The sequence below is a fragment of the Paramicrobacterium salitolerans genome, assembly GCF_051513965.1.
Lineage (GTDB): Bacteria > Actinomycetota > Actinomycetes > Actinomycetales > Microbacteriaceae > Paramicrobacterium.
Genome location: NZ_CP195847.1, coordinates 2,831,188 through 2,848,257 on the forward strand (window position 1 = coordinate 2,831,188; position 17,070 = coordinate 2,848,257).

Sequence of the window (17,070 nt, forward strand, 5' to 3'; positions counted from 1 at the left end):
GGCCGCCCCACATCCGCTACTTGATTCCGAGTTCTTCACAGGCCGAGGCGTACTCGTCCTTGCAGACCTGATCAGCCGTGTAGATGCCTCCGTCGAAGATGATCTCCTTGACGTTCTCGGCTGTCACGACCTCGGGGACGAACAGCGCCGAGGGGGTATCGAACAGCTCAGCATCCGCCTTGGGGGTCTCACCCTTGATGAACCCGACCGCGACCTCCGCTGCCTTCTCCGCCACGATGCTGATCGGCTTGGAGATGGTGTTGTACTGGTCGCCCGAGATGATGCGCTGGATCGCGGCGACCTCGGCGTCGTTTCCGGTCACCGGCGGCAGCTCGTCAAGACCTGCGGCCTTGAATGCGGCGATCGTTCCGCCCGCGGTTCCGTCGTTCGCGGCGACAACACCAACGATGTCATCGCGGAACTGGGAGATCTGCCCCGACACCCAGTCCTGAGCCTTCTGAGGGACCCAGTCCGGAGTGTCGTACGAGGCGAGCACCTCGTAGTCGCTGGCCTCGACGACCTCGACGGAGCCCTCCTTGATCAGCATGGCCGCGTCGTCCGACGGCGAACCGTTGACCATCAGCAGTCCGCCGTCCGTGATGCCCTCGTCAGCGAGGTGGTCGACGAGCGACTGCGCGATCAGCTTGCCGATCTCCTTGTTGTCGAACGACACATAGAAGTCAGCGGCGACGTCGGGAACCGGGCGATCGTACGTCACGACCTTGATTCCCGCTGCCTGGGCAGATTGAACAGAGGATGCCGCGGCCGTCGTATCGACCGCGTCGATGACGATGACGTCGACGCCCTGCGCGACCATCGACTCCATCTGCTGCTGTTGCTTGGAGGCGTCGCCGTCGGCGTTCTGATACATGACCTCGCAGCCTTCGCAGAGTTCGCCGACCTTCTTCTTGAACAGCGGCGAGTCCTGCTCCTCGTACCGGGTCGAGGCGCGGTCCGGCATCAGAAAGGCGATCTTGCCGCTTTCGCCTCCGCCATCGCCCGACTCCTCCGTCGAACACCCGGCGAGGGCTCCTATCAGGAGCGAAGCAGCCGCCGTGGCGACGGCGAGCCTCGTAAACCCAGTCCTCATCGTTGAGTCTCCTTCGTTGAAATGTGACCTTGAGCCCTGACAGTACTCGAAAACTTCGGGAAAGTTAACACCCAAAATGATATTTCATCGTGACACGGCGGTAATCATGCGACAGGATGGAGCACAGCATCCGTCATCTGGAGCCCTCAGCGCCGACCGGATGCTTGGATGAATTCGGAGGCACCGCTATGGGAGACGACGCACGATTGAGCCGGCAGGCACGCCAGAGCGTGATCATCGACCATCTGACGCGCGAAGGCAGTGCCAGCGCGGCAGACCTGGTGGAACTGACCGGGCGCAGCCTCATGACCATCCATCGTGATATCGACGAGCTCGCAGCGAAGGGTTTCATCCGCAAGTTCCACGGCGGTGTCTCGGCACTTCCGACGAGCGTCTTCGAATCGAGTGCGGAGTTCCGCCTCACACGCAACGCCGCGTCGAAGCGAGCGCTTGCTCAGGCGGCATCCTCTCTCATCGAACCGGGCATGTCGATCATGGTCGACGACTCGACGACGGCGCTGGCTCTCGCCCCATTCCTCACAGACATCGGCCCGCTCACCGTGCTGACCAACTTCCGCCTGCTCGGCGAGGAGCTGCGGCTGAGCGAGAGCATCCACCTCATCATGATCGGCGGCTCGTACTCGCGCTCGCACGACTCCTACATCGGCCCGCCCGACATCACGGGGCTGAACAGCTATTCGGTCGACATCGTATTTCAGTCGACGTCGACGATGGATGCCGCGTGGACGTACCACCAGGAGCAGGACGTCGTCGCGATGAAGCGGGTCATGCTGAGCGCGGGCGCTCGTCGCGTGCTCATGATGGACGGCAGCAAGGTGGGCAAGACCTCTCTGCACCGCTACGTGCCCGTCGCGGAGTTCACCGACCTCGTCGTGACCGGCGACGTTTCCGACGAGTTCCTCTCCTCGGTCGACGAGTCGGTCGCCGTCAAACGAGCATCCTGACCGGAAAGCATTCCCTTCCACAGTCTCACTGTTAGTGTTACCATCCTGAGTGATAATTCGGTGTCGAGGCACCAGGAAGTGGGGATCATGCACGTACTGTCAGCCGGCGACAACTTTGTTCTGCCCGAGCTCTTCGTCGAGGCGCTGCGTGAGCGTGCGGCAGGTGCCGACCTCACCTTCTCCGAAGTGCGCTTCCCCTGGCCGCAGGTTCCGTTCGGCCCGGTCGGCAACGTCAAGGAGGCCACGGGCACGATCGAAGAGATGATCGAGGCGGTCGGGAACGCTGACATGGCGATGACGCAGCTCGCGCCCTTCACCAAAGAGGTCTTCGACGCCTGCCCGAACCTGAAGTTCGTCGGTGTCAGCCGCGGCGGCCCGGTCAACGTCGACCTGGAAGCGGCAACGGCGGCGGGTGTGCGCGTCTCGTTCGCGCCCGGTCGCAACGCGCAGGCGGCGGCTGAGTTCACGATCGGACTCATGCTCGCCGGCATGCGACACATCAACGATGCCGATGCCGAGATGAAGCGCGGTACCTGGCGCGGCGACTACTACAGCCACGACAACGCGGGCACCGAGCTCGGCGGCTCGACCGTCGGGCTCGTCGGCTACGGCGCCATCGGACGCATCGTCGCCCGGGTGCTGCTCGCCTTCGGCGCCGACGTCGTCACGTATGACCCCTACGCAGATGCTGCGAGCATCGAGGCCGACGGTGTCAGCGCGGTATCGCTCGACGAGCTCATCGAACGCAGCAACGTCGTGAGCCTGCACGCACGCCTCAGCCCCGAGACCGAGCACATCATCAACGAAGAGAGATTGACGAGGATGCGCCCGGGCACCGTTCTCGTGAACGCGGCACGCGGCGGCCTGCTCGACTATGCACCGCTGCCCGAGCTGCTGCGCTCCGGTCACATCGGCGCACTCGCGCTCGACGTCTACGACGAGGAGCCGCCCGGGCCGGAGTGGCCGCTGTTCAACGCCCCGAACGTCGTGCTGTCGCCGCACCTCGCCGGTGCTTCGCAGCAGACCGCTGAGCGTGCGGCATCCATCATCGCCGGCGAAGCCGCTCGCTTCATCGCGGGCGAACCCCTGCACCACCTGGCGAACCCAGACGTTCTGAACCGCTGACATCCACCGCTCGATGGCGAGCAGAAGAAGGGTGAGACATGATTCTCGGCATTGACATCGGCACCTCGGTGACGAAGGCCGCGCTGATCGACCGGGACGGCAGCTCGCATCACCATGCGTCCACCGGGTCCGCGCTGATCACGGGCCCGAACGGTCAGGTGGAGCAGGACCTCGACGACGTGATGGCCTCGGTCGCTCGCGTGGCGCGTGAGGTCGTGGCTGCGGCATCCGGTCCCATCGAAGCTGTCGCGCTGACCGCTCAGGGTGACGGGCTCTGGCTTCGCGATTCTGAGGGCCGGGCCGTGCGCAATCCGATGTCGTGGATGGATGCCCGCGCCTCTGACATCGTCGCCGGCTGGGGCGAGGGCGGTGCGGACAGCGTGACCGATCGGGTGTTCCGCCTCACGGGCTCAGGGGTGTTTCCCGGATGCCACGCGGCACTGCTCGCTTGGCTGTCGAAGCACGAGCCGGAGTCTCTCGAGAAGGCCGCCGTCGCCGGTTACTGCGCCGACGCGGTGCTGCAGCGCCTGACCGGCGAGATCGCGGTGGATGCCTCCGACGCGTCGCTGCCGTTTCTCGACGTTCGCGCCCGCGACTACGTCGACGAGGCCCTCGAGCTGTGCGGCATCGCGCAGTGGCGCCACCTGCTGCCGGCGCCGGCTCCCGCCGATAAGATCTTCACTCTGGATGCCGCGGGAGCGGAGCTCCTTGGGCTCCCCGCGGGCACTCCGGTGAGCAGCGGCCCCTACGATCTGCAAGCCTGCAGCTTCGGCGCGGGTGCCGAGAAGGCGGGCGACGGAACCGTCATCATCGGCACGACGCTGGCCTGCCAGGTCTTCACGCACGACACGACGATGCATCCGGAATACGAACCGGCCGGAATGTGGCTGTGCACGCCGGACCCTGATCTCTACCTGCGCGTCATGCCGTCGATGGTCGGCACGGCGGGCATCGACTGGCTGCTCTCGATGTTCCAGCTTGAAGCGAGCGACCTTACGAGTCTGCTCGAGCAGAGCCCACCCGGCGCGAACGGAGTGCGGGCACTGTCGTTCCTCTCCCCCGCCGGCGAGCGCGCGCCGTTCGTCGATCCACTCGCGCGCGGCCAGTTCACCGGCCTGACGATCTCGAGCACACGCGCTGATGTCGTGCGGGCGCTCTGTGAGTCTGTGGTGTTCGCTGCCCGGCACTGCCTTGAAGCGCTCGGTTTCGACGGCGAGCTCTCCGCGAGTGGCGGCGGTGTGCGCTCGATCGCGTGGGCACAGCTGCTCGCCGACCTCATGGGGACACCCATCTGGATTCCCGATGAAGCCCAGGTCGGCATCCGCGGCGCGGCGCAGGTCGCGTGGAAGCGTCTTGGCGACCCGGTCGACACGGATGCCTGGCGTCAGCAGCGCACGCGCCTCGACCCGAACCCCGATGCGCATCGCGCACTCGATGCGGTCTACACCGAGTACCTCGCCGACCTCCGCGCCGCCCGCGCCCGGTGGAACAACGCATGACGGCGGGCACACGCGACGGTGCCCTCTGGGTCGGCATCGATCTCGGCACGCAGAGCGTGAAGGCGATCGTCGCTACGGAATCCGGAGTGATTCGCTCGACGGGGCAGCATCCGCTCTCGAGCAGCCGCGACCCCGAGTCGGGGCGACACGAGCAGAATCCACGCAAGTGGACGGATGCCGCGGCAGCCGCGCTCGCCCAGGCGATGAGGCCTCTCAGCACGACGGACCGCGCGTCGATCGGTGGCATCTCGTACTGCTCGACGAGCGGAACCGTCGTGGCCCTCGACGAACGTGGCACTCCCACGACTCCGGGTCTCATGTACGACGACTCCCGAGGTGCCACATTCGCGCCGGCCCTGCGTGAGGCCGGCGAAGGCCGCTGGCGCGATCTCGGCATCGTCATCCAGCCGAGCTGGGCGCTCTGCCGCATCGCATGGCTTGCCGCGGAGGGTCTGCTCCCCGCTGGTCACCGGGTCGCGCACCAGGGTGACGTGCTCGCCGCCGCGATGATCGGGCGACAGGTTCCCACCGACTGGACGAGCGCCCTCAAGAGCGGCTACGACGTCACGACGCGCGAATGGCCCGCAGAAGTGCTGCGTGCAGCATCCATCGACCCCGCCCAGGTGCCCGAGGTCGTCGCTCCTGGCACGCTCATCGGCACCACGTCCGCGGAGTGGCAAACCGCGAGCGGTCTGCCTCAGGGAACCCCGGTCTTCGCCGGCATGACCGACGGCTGCGCAGCGCAGCTCGGCGCGGGAGCTCTCGCGCCCGGAGACTGGCACACCGTCGTCGGCACGACGCTCGTGATCAAGGGCGTGACACCGCGGCCGGTCAGCGACGGCTCCGGAGCCGTGTACTCGCACCGCGCACCGCACGACGATCTCTGGTTTCCCGGCGGTGCCTCGAACGTCGGTGCGGGTGCGCTCAGCGCCCTCTTCCCCGACGCGGACCTTGCCGCGCTCGATGCGCCACTCGGCGAGCGCGGCGGCGCGATCATCCCGAGCTATCCGCTCACGCGACGTGGCGAGCGCTTCCCATTTCTTTCAAGGGATGCCGAGGGCTTCGCGCTCTTCCCGAACCGCACTCTCACATCCCACCCGCTCGCCGACCTCACGACGCTGTCGCTTGAGGAGGGAATCGAGTCCGTCTGGGCGGGCGTGGCGTGCGTCGAGCGTCTGTGCTTCGACGTTCTGGCTGCGCAGGGCGCGCCGATGACGGGCCGATTCTCGTCGTCCGGCGGCGGCACCCGGAGCCTCACGTGGGATCGCTTGCGCGCCACCCTTCTTGACCGGCCCATCGCGCTTCCGGAAACCGCGGAGGGCAGCCTCGGCATGGCGATCCTGGCGCGCTGGGGCGCGGGAGCATCCTCTGTCGCCGACTCCATGCCAGACACCACGAGCAACAGCACCACAGGACCGGCCGCGCTGCCCCTTGATCAGGTAGCGTCATCGATGAGCCGCATCCGAACGGTTATCGACCCCGATGCCGCGCACGTCCAGCGCATGGCCGATGCCTACGGAGCGTTCCGTGCCGAACTCACCGCGAAGGGGTGGATCTGACATGACCACGTTGTTCCTCAGCCGTCACGGAGAGACCGTGTGGCACGCGGAGAACCGCTATGCCGGGCTCAGCGACGTCGCGCTCACGCCTCGCGGATTTGAGCAGGCCGAGCAGCTGGGCGAGTGGGCCGCGACCGCGAACCTCGACGCTGTGTGCAGTTCGACGTTGAGCCGTTCGGTGCTGACGGCGACTCCCGCGGCGGAGGCGACGGGCCTCCCTCTCACCCAGGACCGCCGCCTCGTCGAGGTCGACTTCGGGCACGGTGACGGACTCACGCGCGCCGAGATGCGCGAGCGGTTTCCGGCGGAGGTCGACGCCTTCCTCCAGGCACCGGGAATCACACCGCTCCCGCATGGTGAACCGGGTGAGGATGCCGTCGCGCGCGCATTTCCTGCGCTCGACGAGCTGTGCGCGAAGCACCCGGACGGCCGCGTTCTGGTGGTGATGCACTCGACGCTTATGCGCCTGCTGCTCTGCCACCTGCTCGGCCTCGACCTCAACCGCTACCGCGCGGCCTTTCCCTCGGTCACGAACGCGGCGCTCACCGCCTTCGCCTACACCTCATCGAATAACGCGCAGCTGCTCGCGTTCAACGTTCCGCCAGACACCCGCACCCGCCTCGGCTGATCCTTTCATTCGGGATTCCCTCGCCTCGCAAATGGCAGCAGGGAAATGGAATATGGAATGGAAGTTATGGACCCACATGCAATGGCACTCACATCTCCATAACTTATGGAAGAATCGTGTGCATGATCGCTGACGAGGTAGCGGATTACATCAAGCAGGGCGAGTCACTCACCGTTGAGTTCAAATCCGACAGGGCAGGCTTCAGCGACGACAAACTGGCGGAAGCAGTCACCTGTCTTGCTAACGGCAAAGGCGGCACTCTTCTCGTAGGCGTAGAAGACGATGGCACAATAACCGGGGCACGTCCACGGCACGGGGACACGACCGACCCGCTTCGTCTGCAAGCCACGATCTCGAACAAGACTGTTCCGCCGGTCGTCACCGAAGTCAAACTGATCGAGATTTCCGACAAGGTTGTCCTCGCTATTTCTGTACCACAAAGCGACTTCGTGACAGGGACCGCGAGGGGGCTCTATGTACGGAGAGCCTTGGGCGGTGATGGGCGTCCAGGATGTGTCCCATTTCTCGCGCACGAAATGCTCGCAGAACGCATCCAAAGATCTGAGACTGATTATGCTTTGATCGCAGAGCCGCAGGCGACGATGGATGACCTCGACCCGCACGAGTTTGAAAGGATGCGGCGCCTCGCTGGGCTCACTACCTCAAGTGTGCTGTCGACCTTAGACGACGTGGAATTGGGTCGCGCTCTCAATGTAATCGATGGCAAAGATGACGCACTGATCGTACGCCGAGGGGCGCTCTTACTCTTTGGGCATCCGACAAGCATCCAACGATTCATCCCAACTCATGAGACCGCATTTCAAGTTACAGACAACACGTCCGTTCGACAGAACATATTTGCCCATGACCCTCTCCTGAAGTCTGCCGAGACCCTCTACGATCAACTTCAGCGCTACAACGATGAAGAGGAGATCGACATCGGGCTTACTCGAGTCGCAGTACCGCGAATGTCTCCGATCGCAGTCCGGGAGATCATTGCTAATGCACTCGTCCACCGCGACTACACGCTCATGGGCCCCCTCGCCGTTCGCCTGAACAGTGATGAGCTCGTCGTCGAGAACCCCGGCGGCTTCCCTCACGGTGTGACATTAGACAACCTGCTTACGAGTTCGCGCCCAAGAAGCAGGACTCTCTCCGAGGCATTTTTCCGCTCGGGTCTCGTCGAACGAGTCGGACGAGGCGTCAACCGAGTCTACGAGTCCACGCTCCGCACCGGACGCACTGTCCCCGACTACACACGGTCCGATTCTTTCAACGTACGGGTTTCATTGCCCACCGGCTCCGCAGATCTCGCAGTGGTGAAATTTATCGTCGAGCACGATGAGCGCAGCGGACGGCCCTTCTCGCTGCCCGAACTGCAGATAGTGCACGCCCTGCTTGATGGGCCGCGCATTAGGCTCGGTGAGCTGGCAAGGATTACTCAGATGAGCGAAACAGCCACGCGGAGCACGTTGACGCGAATGGTCGAAAGCGGAGTAGTAGAGCTTCGCGGCAACGGGAGAGCTAGACAATACACGTTAACCGCTGCAACATACCGGAAGCTTTCTTCTAAGGCTGGCTATGTCCGAGTACAGGACTTTGAGCCCATGCAGCAGGAACAGATGGTTCTGACGTACGTTCGAGCGCACGGAAGCATCTCACGGCGAGAAGCAGCAGAACTCTGCGCAGTGACTTCAGAGTCCGCGAAGGCGCTGCTTCAAGAGATGCGGAAACGCGGTGTTCTTAATCTCGTTGGAGAGCGGCGCGGCGCTCGGTACGTAATTCCGGACACCGGTCGAGCACAGTGAGACGTTTGGAATATGGGTTGGAGGATATGGAGCTTCCACACAGATCAGCTTTTCTCCATCACGTGTCGGCCGGCTCGTTAGGCACACACACAACTCGTCGACGACCTGCCGAACTTCACGGTTCGAACACACTACTGCGCGCGACACTTTACCTCTCACGGCGAGCTAATGACCTAGTCAACTGCGCGGCGAAGTCTTCAGGGTGATCGACGAACCCAGTGTGGTCTCCGGGGAAGATCACCGGCGTGAGTTCCAGCAGCTTGCACAGGGCACGGCTTGTCCGGTCGCACTCTTGACCGGTTGAGTCGGCGCCGATTCCTACGACAAGGCGATCGCCGAGCTCACGCAGCTTCTCGACGTCGGGCTCCCACCACGTGCTGGGCCGCAGCTCGTGGGCGAACCAGAAGCGCTCGTCCGCCACATCCTGCGGGTCACGCTCTCCACCGAACATCTGCTCAAGCATCTCCGACGGAACCGGAATACCGGCGCTGTCCATGAACATCTTCCAGGCACCCACCACATCACCACTCAGATACCGCTCGCACATCAGCTGCGTCGACGCGCGCAGCTCCTCCCGGTCCGGCAGCAACTCATTCAGCGGTGGCTCATGTGAGATCACCGTCCCGACAAGGTCGGGCCGACTCTGTGCAAGCGCGAGCGCGGTCACCGCCCCGCCGCTCGACCCGAAGACATCAGCGGCACCGCGGCCGACGTGCTCGATCAAAGCGGCAAGGTCACGCGCTCGCAACTCCGGTGTCGAATCGGTGTCACGGTCTTCGACGCTGCTGCGTCCGATGCCCCTCGGATCGGTCGTCAGAACAGTTCGACTACTCGCAAGCTCCTCAGCGAGCGGCGCGAACGAGTCTGATTTCATTGGCGCTCCGATAAGAACGAGAAGAGGGCCGCTGCCTCGGAACTCGTAATACAGCTCTGCACCCGGTACGGCGAGACGGGATGCGGCAGGGGTGCCATCTGCGACAGACATGATCCTCCAGAACTAGACGGTTCAGTACTCGAAACCCTAACCAATGGGTACTAGACTGTCCAGTACTAGTTCTTGAAGGAGTATCCATGGCAGCTGACCGCACCGCGCTTAAACGTCAAGCAATCGTGGATGCCGCACGCGAGCAGTTCCTCGAACGCGGCTACGTCGGAGCGTCCATGGATGCTGTCGCAGCCGCAGCCCAGGTCTCCAAGCAGACCGTGTACAAGCACTTTCGTGACAAGCGATCGCTCTTCACCGAACTGCTCACCGCCGACATGGCAAGCGCAGACGACTCCGTCGATTCACTCGGCCGCGCGGTACCGCAGACTCAGAGCCTCGAAGAAGATCTCACCGCATTCGCGCGCGCGTACCTTCGCTCAGTGATGCAGCCCAACCTCATCCGCCTCCGGCGCCTCGTCATCGGCGAAGCCGAACGTTTCCCCGAATTGGCACGAGCCTGGTACGAGAAGGGCCCTGAGAGCGCGTTCCGCCGCTTCACCGAATGGTTCGAAGTACTCACGGAGCGCGGCCTTCTTCGCACCGACGACCCCCGGATGGCCGCCGAACACTTCAACTGGCTCGTCCTCTCAACCCCGCTGAACAAGGCGATGGCCGAGCCGCACGCCGAGTGGTCAGAAATCGATCTGAACGTAACAGCGGATGCTGGCGTCAAGGCCTTCCTCGCCGCGTACTCAGCTCGACGCCGCAGTGACAAGCACGTTTAGAGTACCTTTCGAGTAGCGGCCTAAAGTGACAGAAAACCGCATATTTGCAGGAGCCGTATCTACTTGAAAAAGTTTAGAGTAGCGCGATTCCCGCTTCGCATCACCGCCGTGACAACAGCGAGGTCACTCGCAGACGCCCAGAGTGGATCCAGACATCGGAATACTCAATAGGGCGATCGTCTGAGAGATACGTGACCTGCTCAAGATACTGAACAGGTGAGCCGGACGGCAGTTCCAAATACTCGGCAACGCTGCCTTCCGCAGCCCGGGCACTGAATGTTCGACGCGCTGACGCAATCTTCAGCGCAAATCGCCCTTCGAGCGTGCCGAAGAGGCTTGCATTCTCGAAGTTGACCTTCTCAATTCCGGGCGTCAGGTCCGCTCGAACATAGTTGTACAGCAGAGCAACGGGTCCCTCTGCAGTACTCCGGCGACGCACAAGTCGCAGCACCGATCCGCCCGGGCTCACTTCGAGCAACGCGGCGATGGGGCGAGGTGGATCAATGAGCATAGCTTCGATGACCTCAGTGGTCGTTTCGACACCTTGGTTGGCAAAGTCTTCGGTCAGGGTGCTCAGTTTTTGAGCAATCGCCGGCTCAATCGTGGTCGACGTCACAAACGTTCCACGGCCTCGCACCTGCTTCAAGAGTCCTTCTTTGATGAGCGTGCTCGTAGCTCGGCGCAGCGTCCCCCTGCTGACCCCCAGCTCCTGCGCGAGTTCAGGTTCGCTCTTCAGCCGGTAGTTCGCTGGCCATTCACCCGAGGCGATCTTCGAGCGAAACTGCCCTGAGATCTGAGAGTGGATCGCCACTGGCAGTTCGCGTTGAATTCCAGACCTGCTCGCCTTGGCCTGTTCCCCCACAATTGCTCCTTACTGTCGCGGCGCTACTACAAGTATCCCCGCCTGCATGCCGATAGCACGTAGACGGGGATACTTATCGTCTCAGTAGCTCGCGGTGTTTTCGTCACCGGTGTCGCTGATGATCGACATTCCCGCGCTCGTGCCGAGAAGCACAGCACCCGCATCAATCAGGCCGAGCGCCTGACGATAGGACTTGATCGAACCGGATGCTTTCACCTTCACCCCGTCGCGTGCACGCTCAACGAGATAGCGGATGCTCTCAGGATTCGCCGTCTCAATCTGACCGCTCGACGCATTCTTAAGGAACGTTGCGCCGGCATCCATCGCGAGCTCGACGGCTGTCTCCTTCTCCGTCTCGGTGAGAAGCGGAAGCTCGAGCATGACCTTGACAGGGATGCCGCATGCGTTGACGACACCGGCGATATCATCACGGAATGCGTCGTACATGCCGCTCTTGAGCCACCCGATCTGCACTCCGATATCAAGCTGCGTAGCACCCAGCTTGGCGATCGCCTCAGCCTCCGCTGCCTTCCCAGCGCTCGTCATTACACCGACCGTCGGAAAGTCAAGGGCTGTAGCGAGCCCGACGCCGGTGCCGGCGAGTTCTGCCGCGACCTCGGGGACCCACGAAGCGGGGATCATCGCCGCGTTAAACCCGTGCTCAACCGCCTCGCGGGCGTGCGCGATCATCTGGTCGCGAGTCACTCCAGTTTCGATCTTCGTGTGCTGGATGTACGGTGCCAGTTCCGCCGGAGACAGGATCTCTGTGCCGGTCGCAGTGGTATCAGTCATATTTTTCTTCCTCTTGGTTGAGTTTTAGAGCTTGGATGCGTAGTAGTCAGGCGCGATGACGCCTTCGCCGCCAAACCAGCGAGGCACGTCGACCCCGCAGAACAGGCCGATGTTTCCCCAGGGCTCGAATGCCCCTGTACGCACGATCACCTTTGCCTGCGAGGCCAGTTCGCCAAGCATGTCGGCATGCGCACGAGTGGTGAACTCGGCATCGGTGAAGGTCTGCTGGAGCCACTCATCGAGCCGGGGGTTGTTCGTCGTGACGTCATCAGCGCGCACGACTCCTTCGACGACCAGTTCGTCGGAGATGAGGCTCAGCACAGTTCTGAGGTCCGGCAGGTTCTCGGCGATGGCAAGGTCGACTCGATGCGCGGTGCGCGGAATCGGGAACCCGGCGTCGACGACCATGATCAGGTCGGTATGTCCGAGTGTTGCCAGAGCACCGCTCAGTTCGGCGTTGAGTATTCCGTTGCGTTTCATTCCGTTCCCTTCATTGAATTCAGCTCTCCCGCGGACGCATTGGTGGCGAGCATCATGATCGATTCCTCCGTGGCATCGCGAGTCTCGAGGATGCCCGCGACCTGTCCTTCACGCATCACGAGGATGCGGTCTGTAGCTGTCAGCAGCTCTGGCAGGTCCGACGAGGAGCAGACGATTGCGACGCCGCGATCCGCGAGGCCGAAAAGCTGCTCGTAGATCTCAACTTTGGCGCCCACATCGACACCCCGTGTGGGCTCATCGAGCATCAGAACTTCAGGCTCGATCGAGAGCCAGCGAGCGAGGAGGGCCTTCTGCTGATTGCCCCCAGAGAGACTCGTGATCGGGGTGTCGAGGCTCGCGGTCTTCACGCGCATCCGTTCGGCCAGCTTCTGCGCGAACCGGGCAAGTGCTCCCTTCTGCACTATTCCAAGAGTGGAGTGCGAACGAGTACTCAGCACGCCGACGTTCTCACCGACAGTCATCGTCGTCAGGATGCCTTGGGCGCGACGCTCCCCCGGCAGAAGACCGAGCTTGCGATGCACGCTCGCAATCGGCGATCTCGACTCATATGGCACACCCGCAAGTGACACCTGTCCTGAGCGACCACGCTCGGCTCCGAAGATGTTCGCTAGCAGTTCCACGCGGCCCGAATCCGGCAGTCCGGCGATGCCGAGGATCTCACCGGGACGCACGTCGAATGAGACGTTGTCGTGACGCCGTCCGCTCAGATCTGACACCTCAAGCGCAGGCGACGCATCGATAGAGACGTTTCGCTCGTCACGGCCATCGAACTTCTCCAGCTCTCGACCGACCATCGCTGCAACGACATCATCCGGCGTGACCTCATCGCGAGTCCATGATGCGACGTGGCGACCGTCTCGCAGAACCTCAAGTCGGTCGCAGAGATCGAAGATCTCCGGCATGCGGTGCGACACGTACACCATCGTGGTTCCCTGCTCTTTGAGCTTCGCCATGAGTGCGAACAGTCTGCTTGCCTCAGCAGGAGTGAGCATCGCGGTTGGCTCATCGAGGATCAGAACTTTGCAGCCGCGAGCGATGGACCGCGCCACAACCACAAGCTGCTGGATCGCAAGGTCGAGGCCTCGCACGCTCGCGCTGGGGTCGATGTCGAGGTCGAGCTCCGAGAGGAGTGCTCGAGCGCGAGCATCCATCTGCTTCTTCGACGGGAAGAGCCGTGACCCAGGCTCCATGCCAGCGAGGATGTTCTCAGCGACAGTGCGGTCCTGAAGCAGCGACAGCTCCTGCGGCACGATCGCGATCGAGTGCTTGGAGAGCACGGTATTGGGGTCGAAGCCCTCGATCTCCTGCCCATCGACTCGAACGGACCCCGAGCTCGGAGGTTGGAGCCCGGCCAGAATCTTCAGCAGGGTCGATTTACCTGCTCCGTTCTCACCGACGAGTCCGGTGATCTCGCCCTCGATCACGTTGAAGCTGACGCTGTCGAGCGCTTTGACCGGCCCGAAGTTGCGCGAGAGCTCTGTGATCTCGACGAGTGCGGCTGCGGGAGCCATTAGTCCTCCACCGTGGCTTCGTCGAGGTTCTCCTTGGTGATGATCTGCGCACCGGTGTCGATTCCCTCAATCGGGGTGCCGTTCTGGAGGAAGTCAGCGAGAACCTTGACTGCCTGGTAGCCCTGCTCGGTCGGGTTCTGACTGATCGTGAACGTGACAACATCGTTCTCGATGTAGCTCGCGGTCGTGGAGAGCAGGTCGAAGCCGACCATCGAGATCTTCCCCGCGTTGCCCGACTGCGAGATCCACTTGGCTGCCGCCGTGGTCGAGCAGCAATCGAGACCCGCAATCGCCACGACATCCTTCTGTCCAGACATCGTCGACTCGACCGTGTTGTACGCCTCGCTCGGCTCGTTGCCGACATTAACCGGTCCCACGATCTCAAGGTCGGTGTCGCTCAGTGCGTCTTCGAAGCCTCCGAAACGATCGTGCGACCAGCCGGCTCCAGTGTCGAGCGAGAAGACGACGACCTTGCCCGTCGGGTTGTCATCGAGGGTCTTCAGCAGTTCTTCCGCTTCAGACGCGCCTGATGCTTTGAGGTCCTGACCGACGAATCCCATCTGGTCCGAACCAGGATTATCAGTGTTGAAGGAAATGATCGGAATGCCGGCGTTGTAAGCCTGAGAGATGACAGGCTTCAGAGCATCACTGGATGCTGACGAGACGGCGAGCCCGTCAACAGCCTGCTGCTGAATCAGAGTCTGCAGCTCCGAAACCTGTTTGGCGGCGTCCCCACCCGTGGGTCCGATGAGGCTCACGTCGACACCGAGCTCTTCTCCTGCTTTCTCCATTCCCGCCTTGATGGGAGTGGCGAAGGCGAGTGAGGGGTCGTGGTAGCTCAGTTTGATGCGGAGCGGCTCGCCATCGTCGATGCGCTGCTGGATGTAGTCGGCGAGCTGAAACTCGCCGTCATCGCCGGAGTTGTTTGCGGGTGTGATCGCACCGCATCCAGCGAGCACGAGAGCGCCCGCTGCGGCTGCGGCTCCTACCGCGAGCAGTCGACGGAAGCGTTTCTTGACAGACATCGGTCCTCCTTTGGTCCGAGATGACAGAGCTTTGTGGTGGATGAGAGATAGATGGATGCCGTGAGCCATTAGGCCTTGGACCTTCTGCGGCGTTGCCAGGTGTCGGTCGCGACTGCCGCGACGATGACGAGGCCGGTGACGACGGTCTGCCAGAACGAGGAGATCCCGTTGATGTTGAGGATGTTCTGAAGCAGGCCGATGAAGGCGACGCCGATGATGGTTCCCCACATGGTTCCGGATCCTCCGAACAGCGCGGCTCCACCGATGATCACTGCAGAGATGACCGTCAGTTCGAGGCCGCTTCCGGTCACGCCCTGGACGTACGAGAGGAAGGAGAGACCGAGCACACCAGCGGCGGCCGCGGTGAAGCCCGCGATGACGAAGGCTGTCAGCTTCACGCCCTTCACCTCAATGCCGACGAGCCGTGCAGCCTCCGGGTTCCCGCCCACAGCGTAGGTGTTGAAGCCGAAGCGTGAGCGCGAGAGCAAGAGCACACCCAGTGCTGCGATCACAGCGAAGACCACGAGCTGCATCGGGATGACACCGAAGAGGTAGCCCTGGCCGATGAGGCTGAATTCTGCAACGCCGGGCTCACTTGAGCTAAGCGAGATAGGAGCGCCGTCAGAGATCAGGAGGGCGACACCACGGAAGACGCTCAGACTTCCCAGCGTGACGATGAAGCTCGGGACCCCGAGCAGCACAACGGCGAGTCCGTTGAGCAGACCCGCGACCGCGCCGACGGCGAGGCCGATGACGATCGCGAGCGGCCATGATGTCCCGCCTTCGATCGCAAGGCCTGTGGAGATGGCGGAGAGCGCATAGACGGATCCAACCGAAAGATCGATTTCGCCGTTGACGATGACGAACGTCGCCCCGATCGCCATGATTCCGATCTGCGAGATCTGCTGGCCGACGGAGAGGAGGTTTCCGGCCTGCACGAAGCTCGGCGAAAGGACGGCACCCAGGATGAAGAGCAGAACGAGTGCGGCGAAGACACCGGCTTCGCGAGCATGCAACAGCTTGCGCGGGTCGAACGAGGGGCGCCGTGGGGTGGTGGCTGTGGCGGTGGCTGAGGTCACTGAGACACTCCGATCGTGGAACTCAAGTCGTGGTGGGTAGGGAGGGCCGGAACGACGCCGTTCGTGGCAACCGTGAATGCGCCGGCCTGTGCGCCGTACGCGGCGGCGTCGCGCAGCGAACTGCCTCCGGCAAGGGCAACGGCGAGCGCGGCGTTGAACGAGTCGCCCGCTCCGGTGGTGTCGACGACCTGCGTCGCGCGAACAGGTTCAACCTGTTGCACCTCGCCGTTCTCGACGATGATCGCGCCGTCCGAGCCGCGCGTCATGACGACGGCTCCGTCGATGCGCTCGGCGATGAGCCGTGCCAGAGCGTCGTCTTCACGCGGCGCGTCGTCAAGATCGAGGATGATGCGCGCCTCGGTCTGGTTCGGCGTGATGATGTCGACGTTGCTCAGAATCTCTGCCGAGAGAGGTCGCGCTGGAGCGGGGTTGAGGATCGTCCGAACGCCTTCTTCACGCGCGATCCGCAGCGCGGCTGCCGCTGCGGAAATCGGGATCTCCATGGAGACGAGCACGATGTCGGCGGCCGCGATCTCGCTGCGGAACGCGTCCACGTGACTCTCGTTCAGCAGGTCAAGGGCGCCGGGCGCGATGACAATGCGGTTCTCACCCGAGGGCTCGACCATGATGAAGCCCGCCATGGTGGGGGCATCATCAGAGATCAGGATACTGGAGACATCCACTCCCTCATCGCTCCACAGCGTGAGGGCCGAACGCCCAAAGTCGTCATTGCCGATCGCAGTCAGCAGCGAGACGTCCGCGCCAAGCCGCGCGGCCCCGACGGCCTGATTTGACCCTTTGCCGCCGGGACCTGCTTCGAATGCGTCGCCGGTCAACGTCTCGCCTGCTTCAGGCGCTCGCGGCACTCGCATGGTGAGGCCTGCGCCGTAACTTCCGATCACTGCAATCTTCATTG

The 17,070-nt window shown here is 63.0% G+C and carries 16 protein-coding genes; 7 read left to right on the forward strand and 9 right to left on the reverse strand.

Annotation, left to right across the window (positions count from 1 at the left end; genetic code table 11):
• Positions 1-16: 16 nt before the first annotated feature.
• On the reverse strand, positions 17-1,090 hold the full coding sequence (locus tag ACSAGD_RS13620) for an ABC transporter substrate-binding protein (RefSeq protein ID WP_437583307.1): 1,074 nt from the start codon (positions 1,088-1,090) through the stop codon (positions 17-19).
• Between the two features lie 188 nt (positions 1,091-1,278).
• Between ACSAGD_RS13620 and ACSAGD_RS13625 the strand changes: the two genes are divergently transcribed.
• From ACSAGD_RS13625 to ACSAGD_RS13650, 6 genes are all read left to right on the forward strand, one after another.
• Positions 1,279-2,055, forward strand: coding sequence for a DeoR/GlpR family DNA-binding transcription regulator (locus ACSAGD_RS13625; protein ID WP_437583308.1), 777 nt, complete (start codon positions 1,279-1,281; stop codon positions 2,053-2,055).
• A gap of 87 nt (positions 2,056-2,142) precedes the next feature.
• Complete coding sequence (locus tag ACSAGD_RS13630; RefSeq protein WP_437583309.1) at positions 2,143-3,180, forward strand: 2-hydroxyacid dehydrogenase; 1,038 nt, start codon at positions 2,143-2,145, stop codon at positions 3,178-3,180.
• A 38-nt stretch (positions 3,181-3,218) separates the two neighbouring features.
• On the forward strand, positions 3,219-4,679 hold the full coding sequence (locus ACSAGD_RS13635) for an FGGY family carbohydrate kinase (protein ID WP_437583310.1): 1,461 nt from the start codon (positions 3,219-3,221) through the stop codon (positions 4,677-4,679).
• Complete coding sequence (locus ACSAGD_RS13640; protein WP_437583311.1) at positions 4,676-6,238, forward strand: FGGY-family carbohydrate kinase; 1,563 nt, start codon at positions 4,676-4,678, stop codon at positions 6,236-6,238. The genes ACSAGD_RS13635 and ACSAGD_RS13640 overlap by 4 nt, the downstream gene beginning before the upstream one ends.
• A 1-nt stretch (position 6,239) precedes the next feature.
• On the forward strand, positions 6,240-6,866 hold the full coding sequence (locus ACSAGD_RS13645) for a histidine phosphatase family protein (RefSeq protein ID WP_437583312.1): 627 nt from the start codon (positions 6,240-6,242) through the stop codon (positions 6,864-6,866).
• Positions 6,867-6,988: 122 nt separating this feature from the next.
• Positions 6,989-8,674: an RNA-binding domain-containing protein gene (locus ACSAGD_RS13650; protein WP_437583313.1), complete on the forward strand. Its 1,686-nt coding sequence runs from the start codon at positions 6,989-6,991 to the stop codon at positions 8,672-8,674.
• A gap of 148 nt (positions 8,675-8,822) precedes the next feature.
• Here the strand turns inward: ACSAGD_RS13650 and ACSAGD_RS13655 are convergent, their stop codons facing one another.
• The gene (locus tag ACSAGD_RS13655) at positions 8,823-9,659 is read right to left on the reverse strand and encodes an alpha/beta fold hydrolase (RefSeq protein WP_437583314.1); all 837 of its coding nucleotides are present in this window, start codon (positions 9,657-9,659) and stop codon (positions 8,823-8,825) included.
• 86 nt (positions 9,660-9,745) lie between these two features.
• Here ACSAGD_RS13655 and ACSAGD_RS13660 point away from each other — a divergent pair, with 86 nt between their 5' ends.
• Positions 9,746-10,384 carry a TetR/AcrR family transcriptional regulator gene (locus ACSAGD_RS13660; RefSeq protein ID WP_437583315.1) on the forward strand — a complete coding sequence of 213 codons (639 nt, stop codon included), beginning with the start codon at positions 9,746-9,748 and terminating at the stop codon, positions 10,382-10,384.
• Between the two features lie 100 nt (positions 10,385-10,484).
• Here ACSAGD_RS13660 and ACSAGD_RS13665 read toward each other — a convergent pair whose 3' ends face one another.
• The 7 genes from ACSAGD_RS13665 to ACSAGD_RS13695 form a co-directional block, all read right to left on the reverse strand.
• Positions 10,485-11,246, reverse strand: a complete 762-nt coding sequence (locus ACSAGD_RS13665; protein ID WP_437583316.1) for a GntR family transcriptional regulator — start codon at positions 11,244-11,246, stop codon at positions 10,485-10,487.
• An 81-nt stretch (positions 11,247-11,327) separates the two neighbouring features.
• The gene (gene deoC / locus ACSAGD_RS13670; protein ID WP_437583317.1) at positions 11,328-12,038 is read right to left on the reverse strand and encodes a deoxyribose-phosphate aldolase; all 711 of its coding nucleotides are present in this window, start codon (positions 12,036-12,038) and stop codon (positions 11,328-11,330) included.
• 24 nt (positions 12,039-12,062) lie between these two features.
• The gene (gene rbsD / locus ACSAGD_RS13675; RefSeq protein ID WP_437583318.1) at positions 12,063-12,518 is read right to left on the reverse strand and encodes a D-ribose pyranase; all 456 of its coding nucleotides are present in this window, start codon (positions 12,516-12,518) and stop codon (positions 12,063-12,065) included.
• Entirely contained in the window at positions 12,515-14,050 is a 1,536-nt protein-coding gene (locus tag ACSAGD_RS13680) for a sugar ABC transporter ATP-binding protein (RefSeq protein WP_437583319.1), read from the reverse strand. Before ACSAGD_RS13680 ends, rbsD begins: the two co-directional genes overlap by 4 nt.
• The gene (locus tag ACSAGD_RS13685; protein ID WP_437583320.1) at positions 14,050-15,075 is read right to left on the reverse strand and encodes a sugar ABC transporter substrate-binding protein; all 1,026 of its coding nucleotides are present in this window, start codon (positions 15,073-15,075) and stop codon (positions 14,050-14,052) included. The genes ACSAGD_RS13680 and ACSAGD_RS13685 overlap by 1 nt, the downstream gene beginning before the upstream one ends.
• 68 nt (positions 15,076-15,143) lie before the next feature.
• Positions 15,144-16,154, reverse strand: coding sequence for an ABC transporter permease (locus ACSAGD_RS13690; protein WP_437583321.1), 1,011 nt, complete (start codon positions 16,152-16,154; stop codon positions 15,144-15,146).
• Positions 16,151-17,068, reverse strand: coding sequence for a ribokinase (locus ACSAGD_RS13695; protein ID WP_437583322.1), 918 nt, complete (start codon positions 17,066-17,068; stop codon positions 16,151-16,153). Before ACSAGD_RS13695 ends, ACSAGD_RS13690 begins: the two co-directional genes overlap by 4 nt.
• Positions 17,069-17,070: the final 2 nt, after the last annotated feature.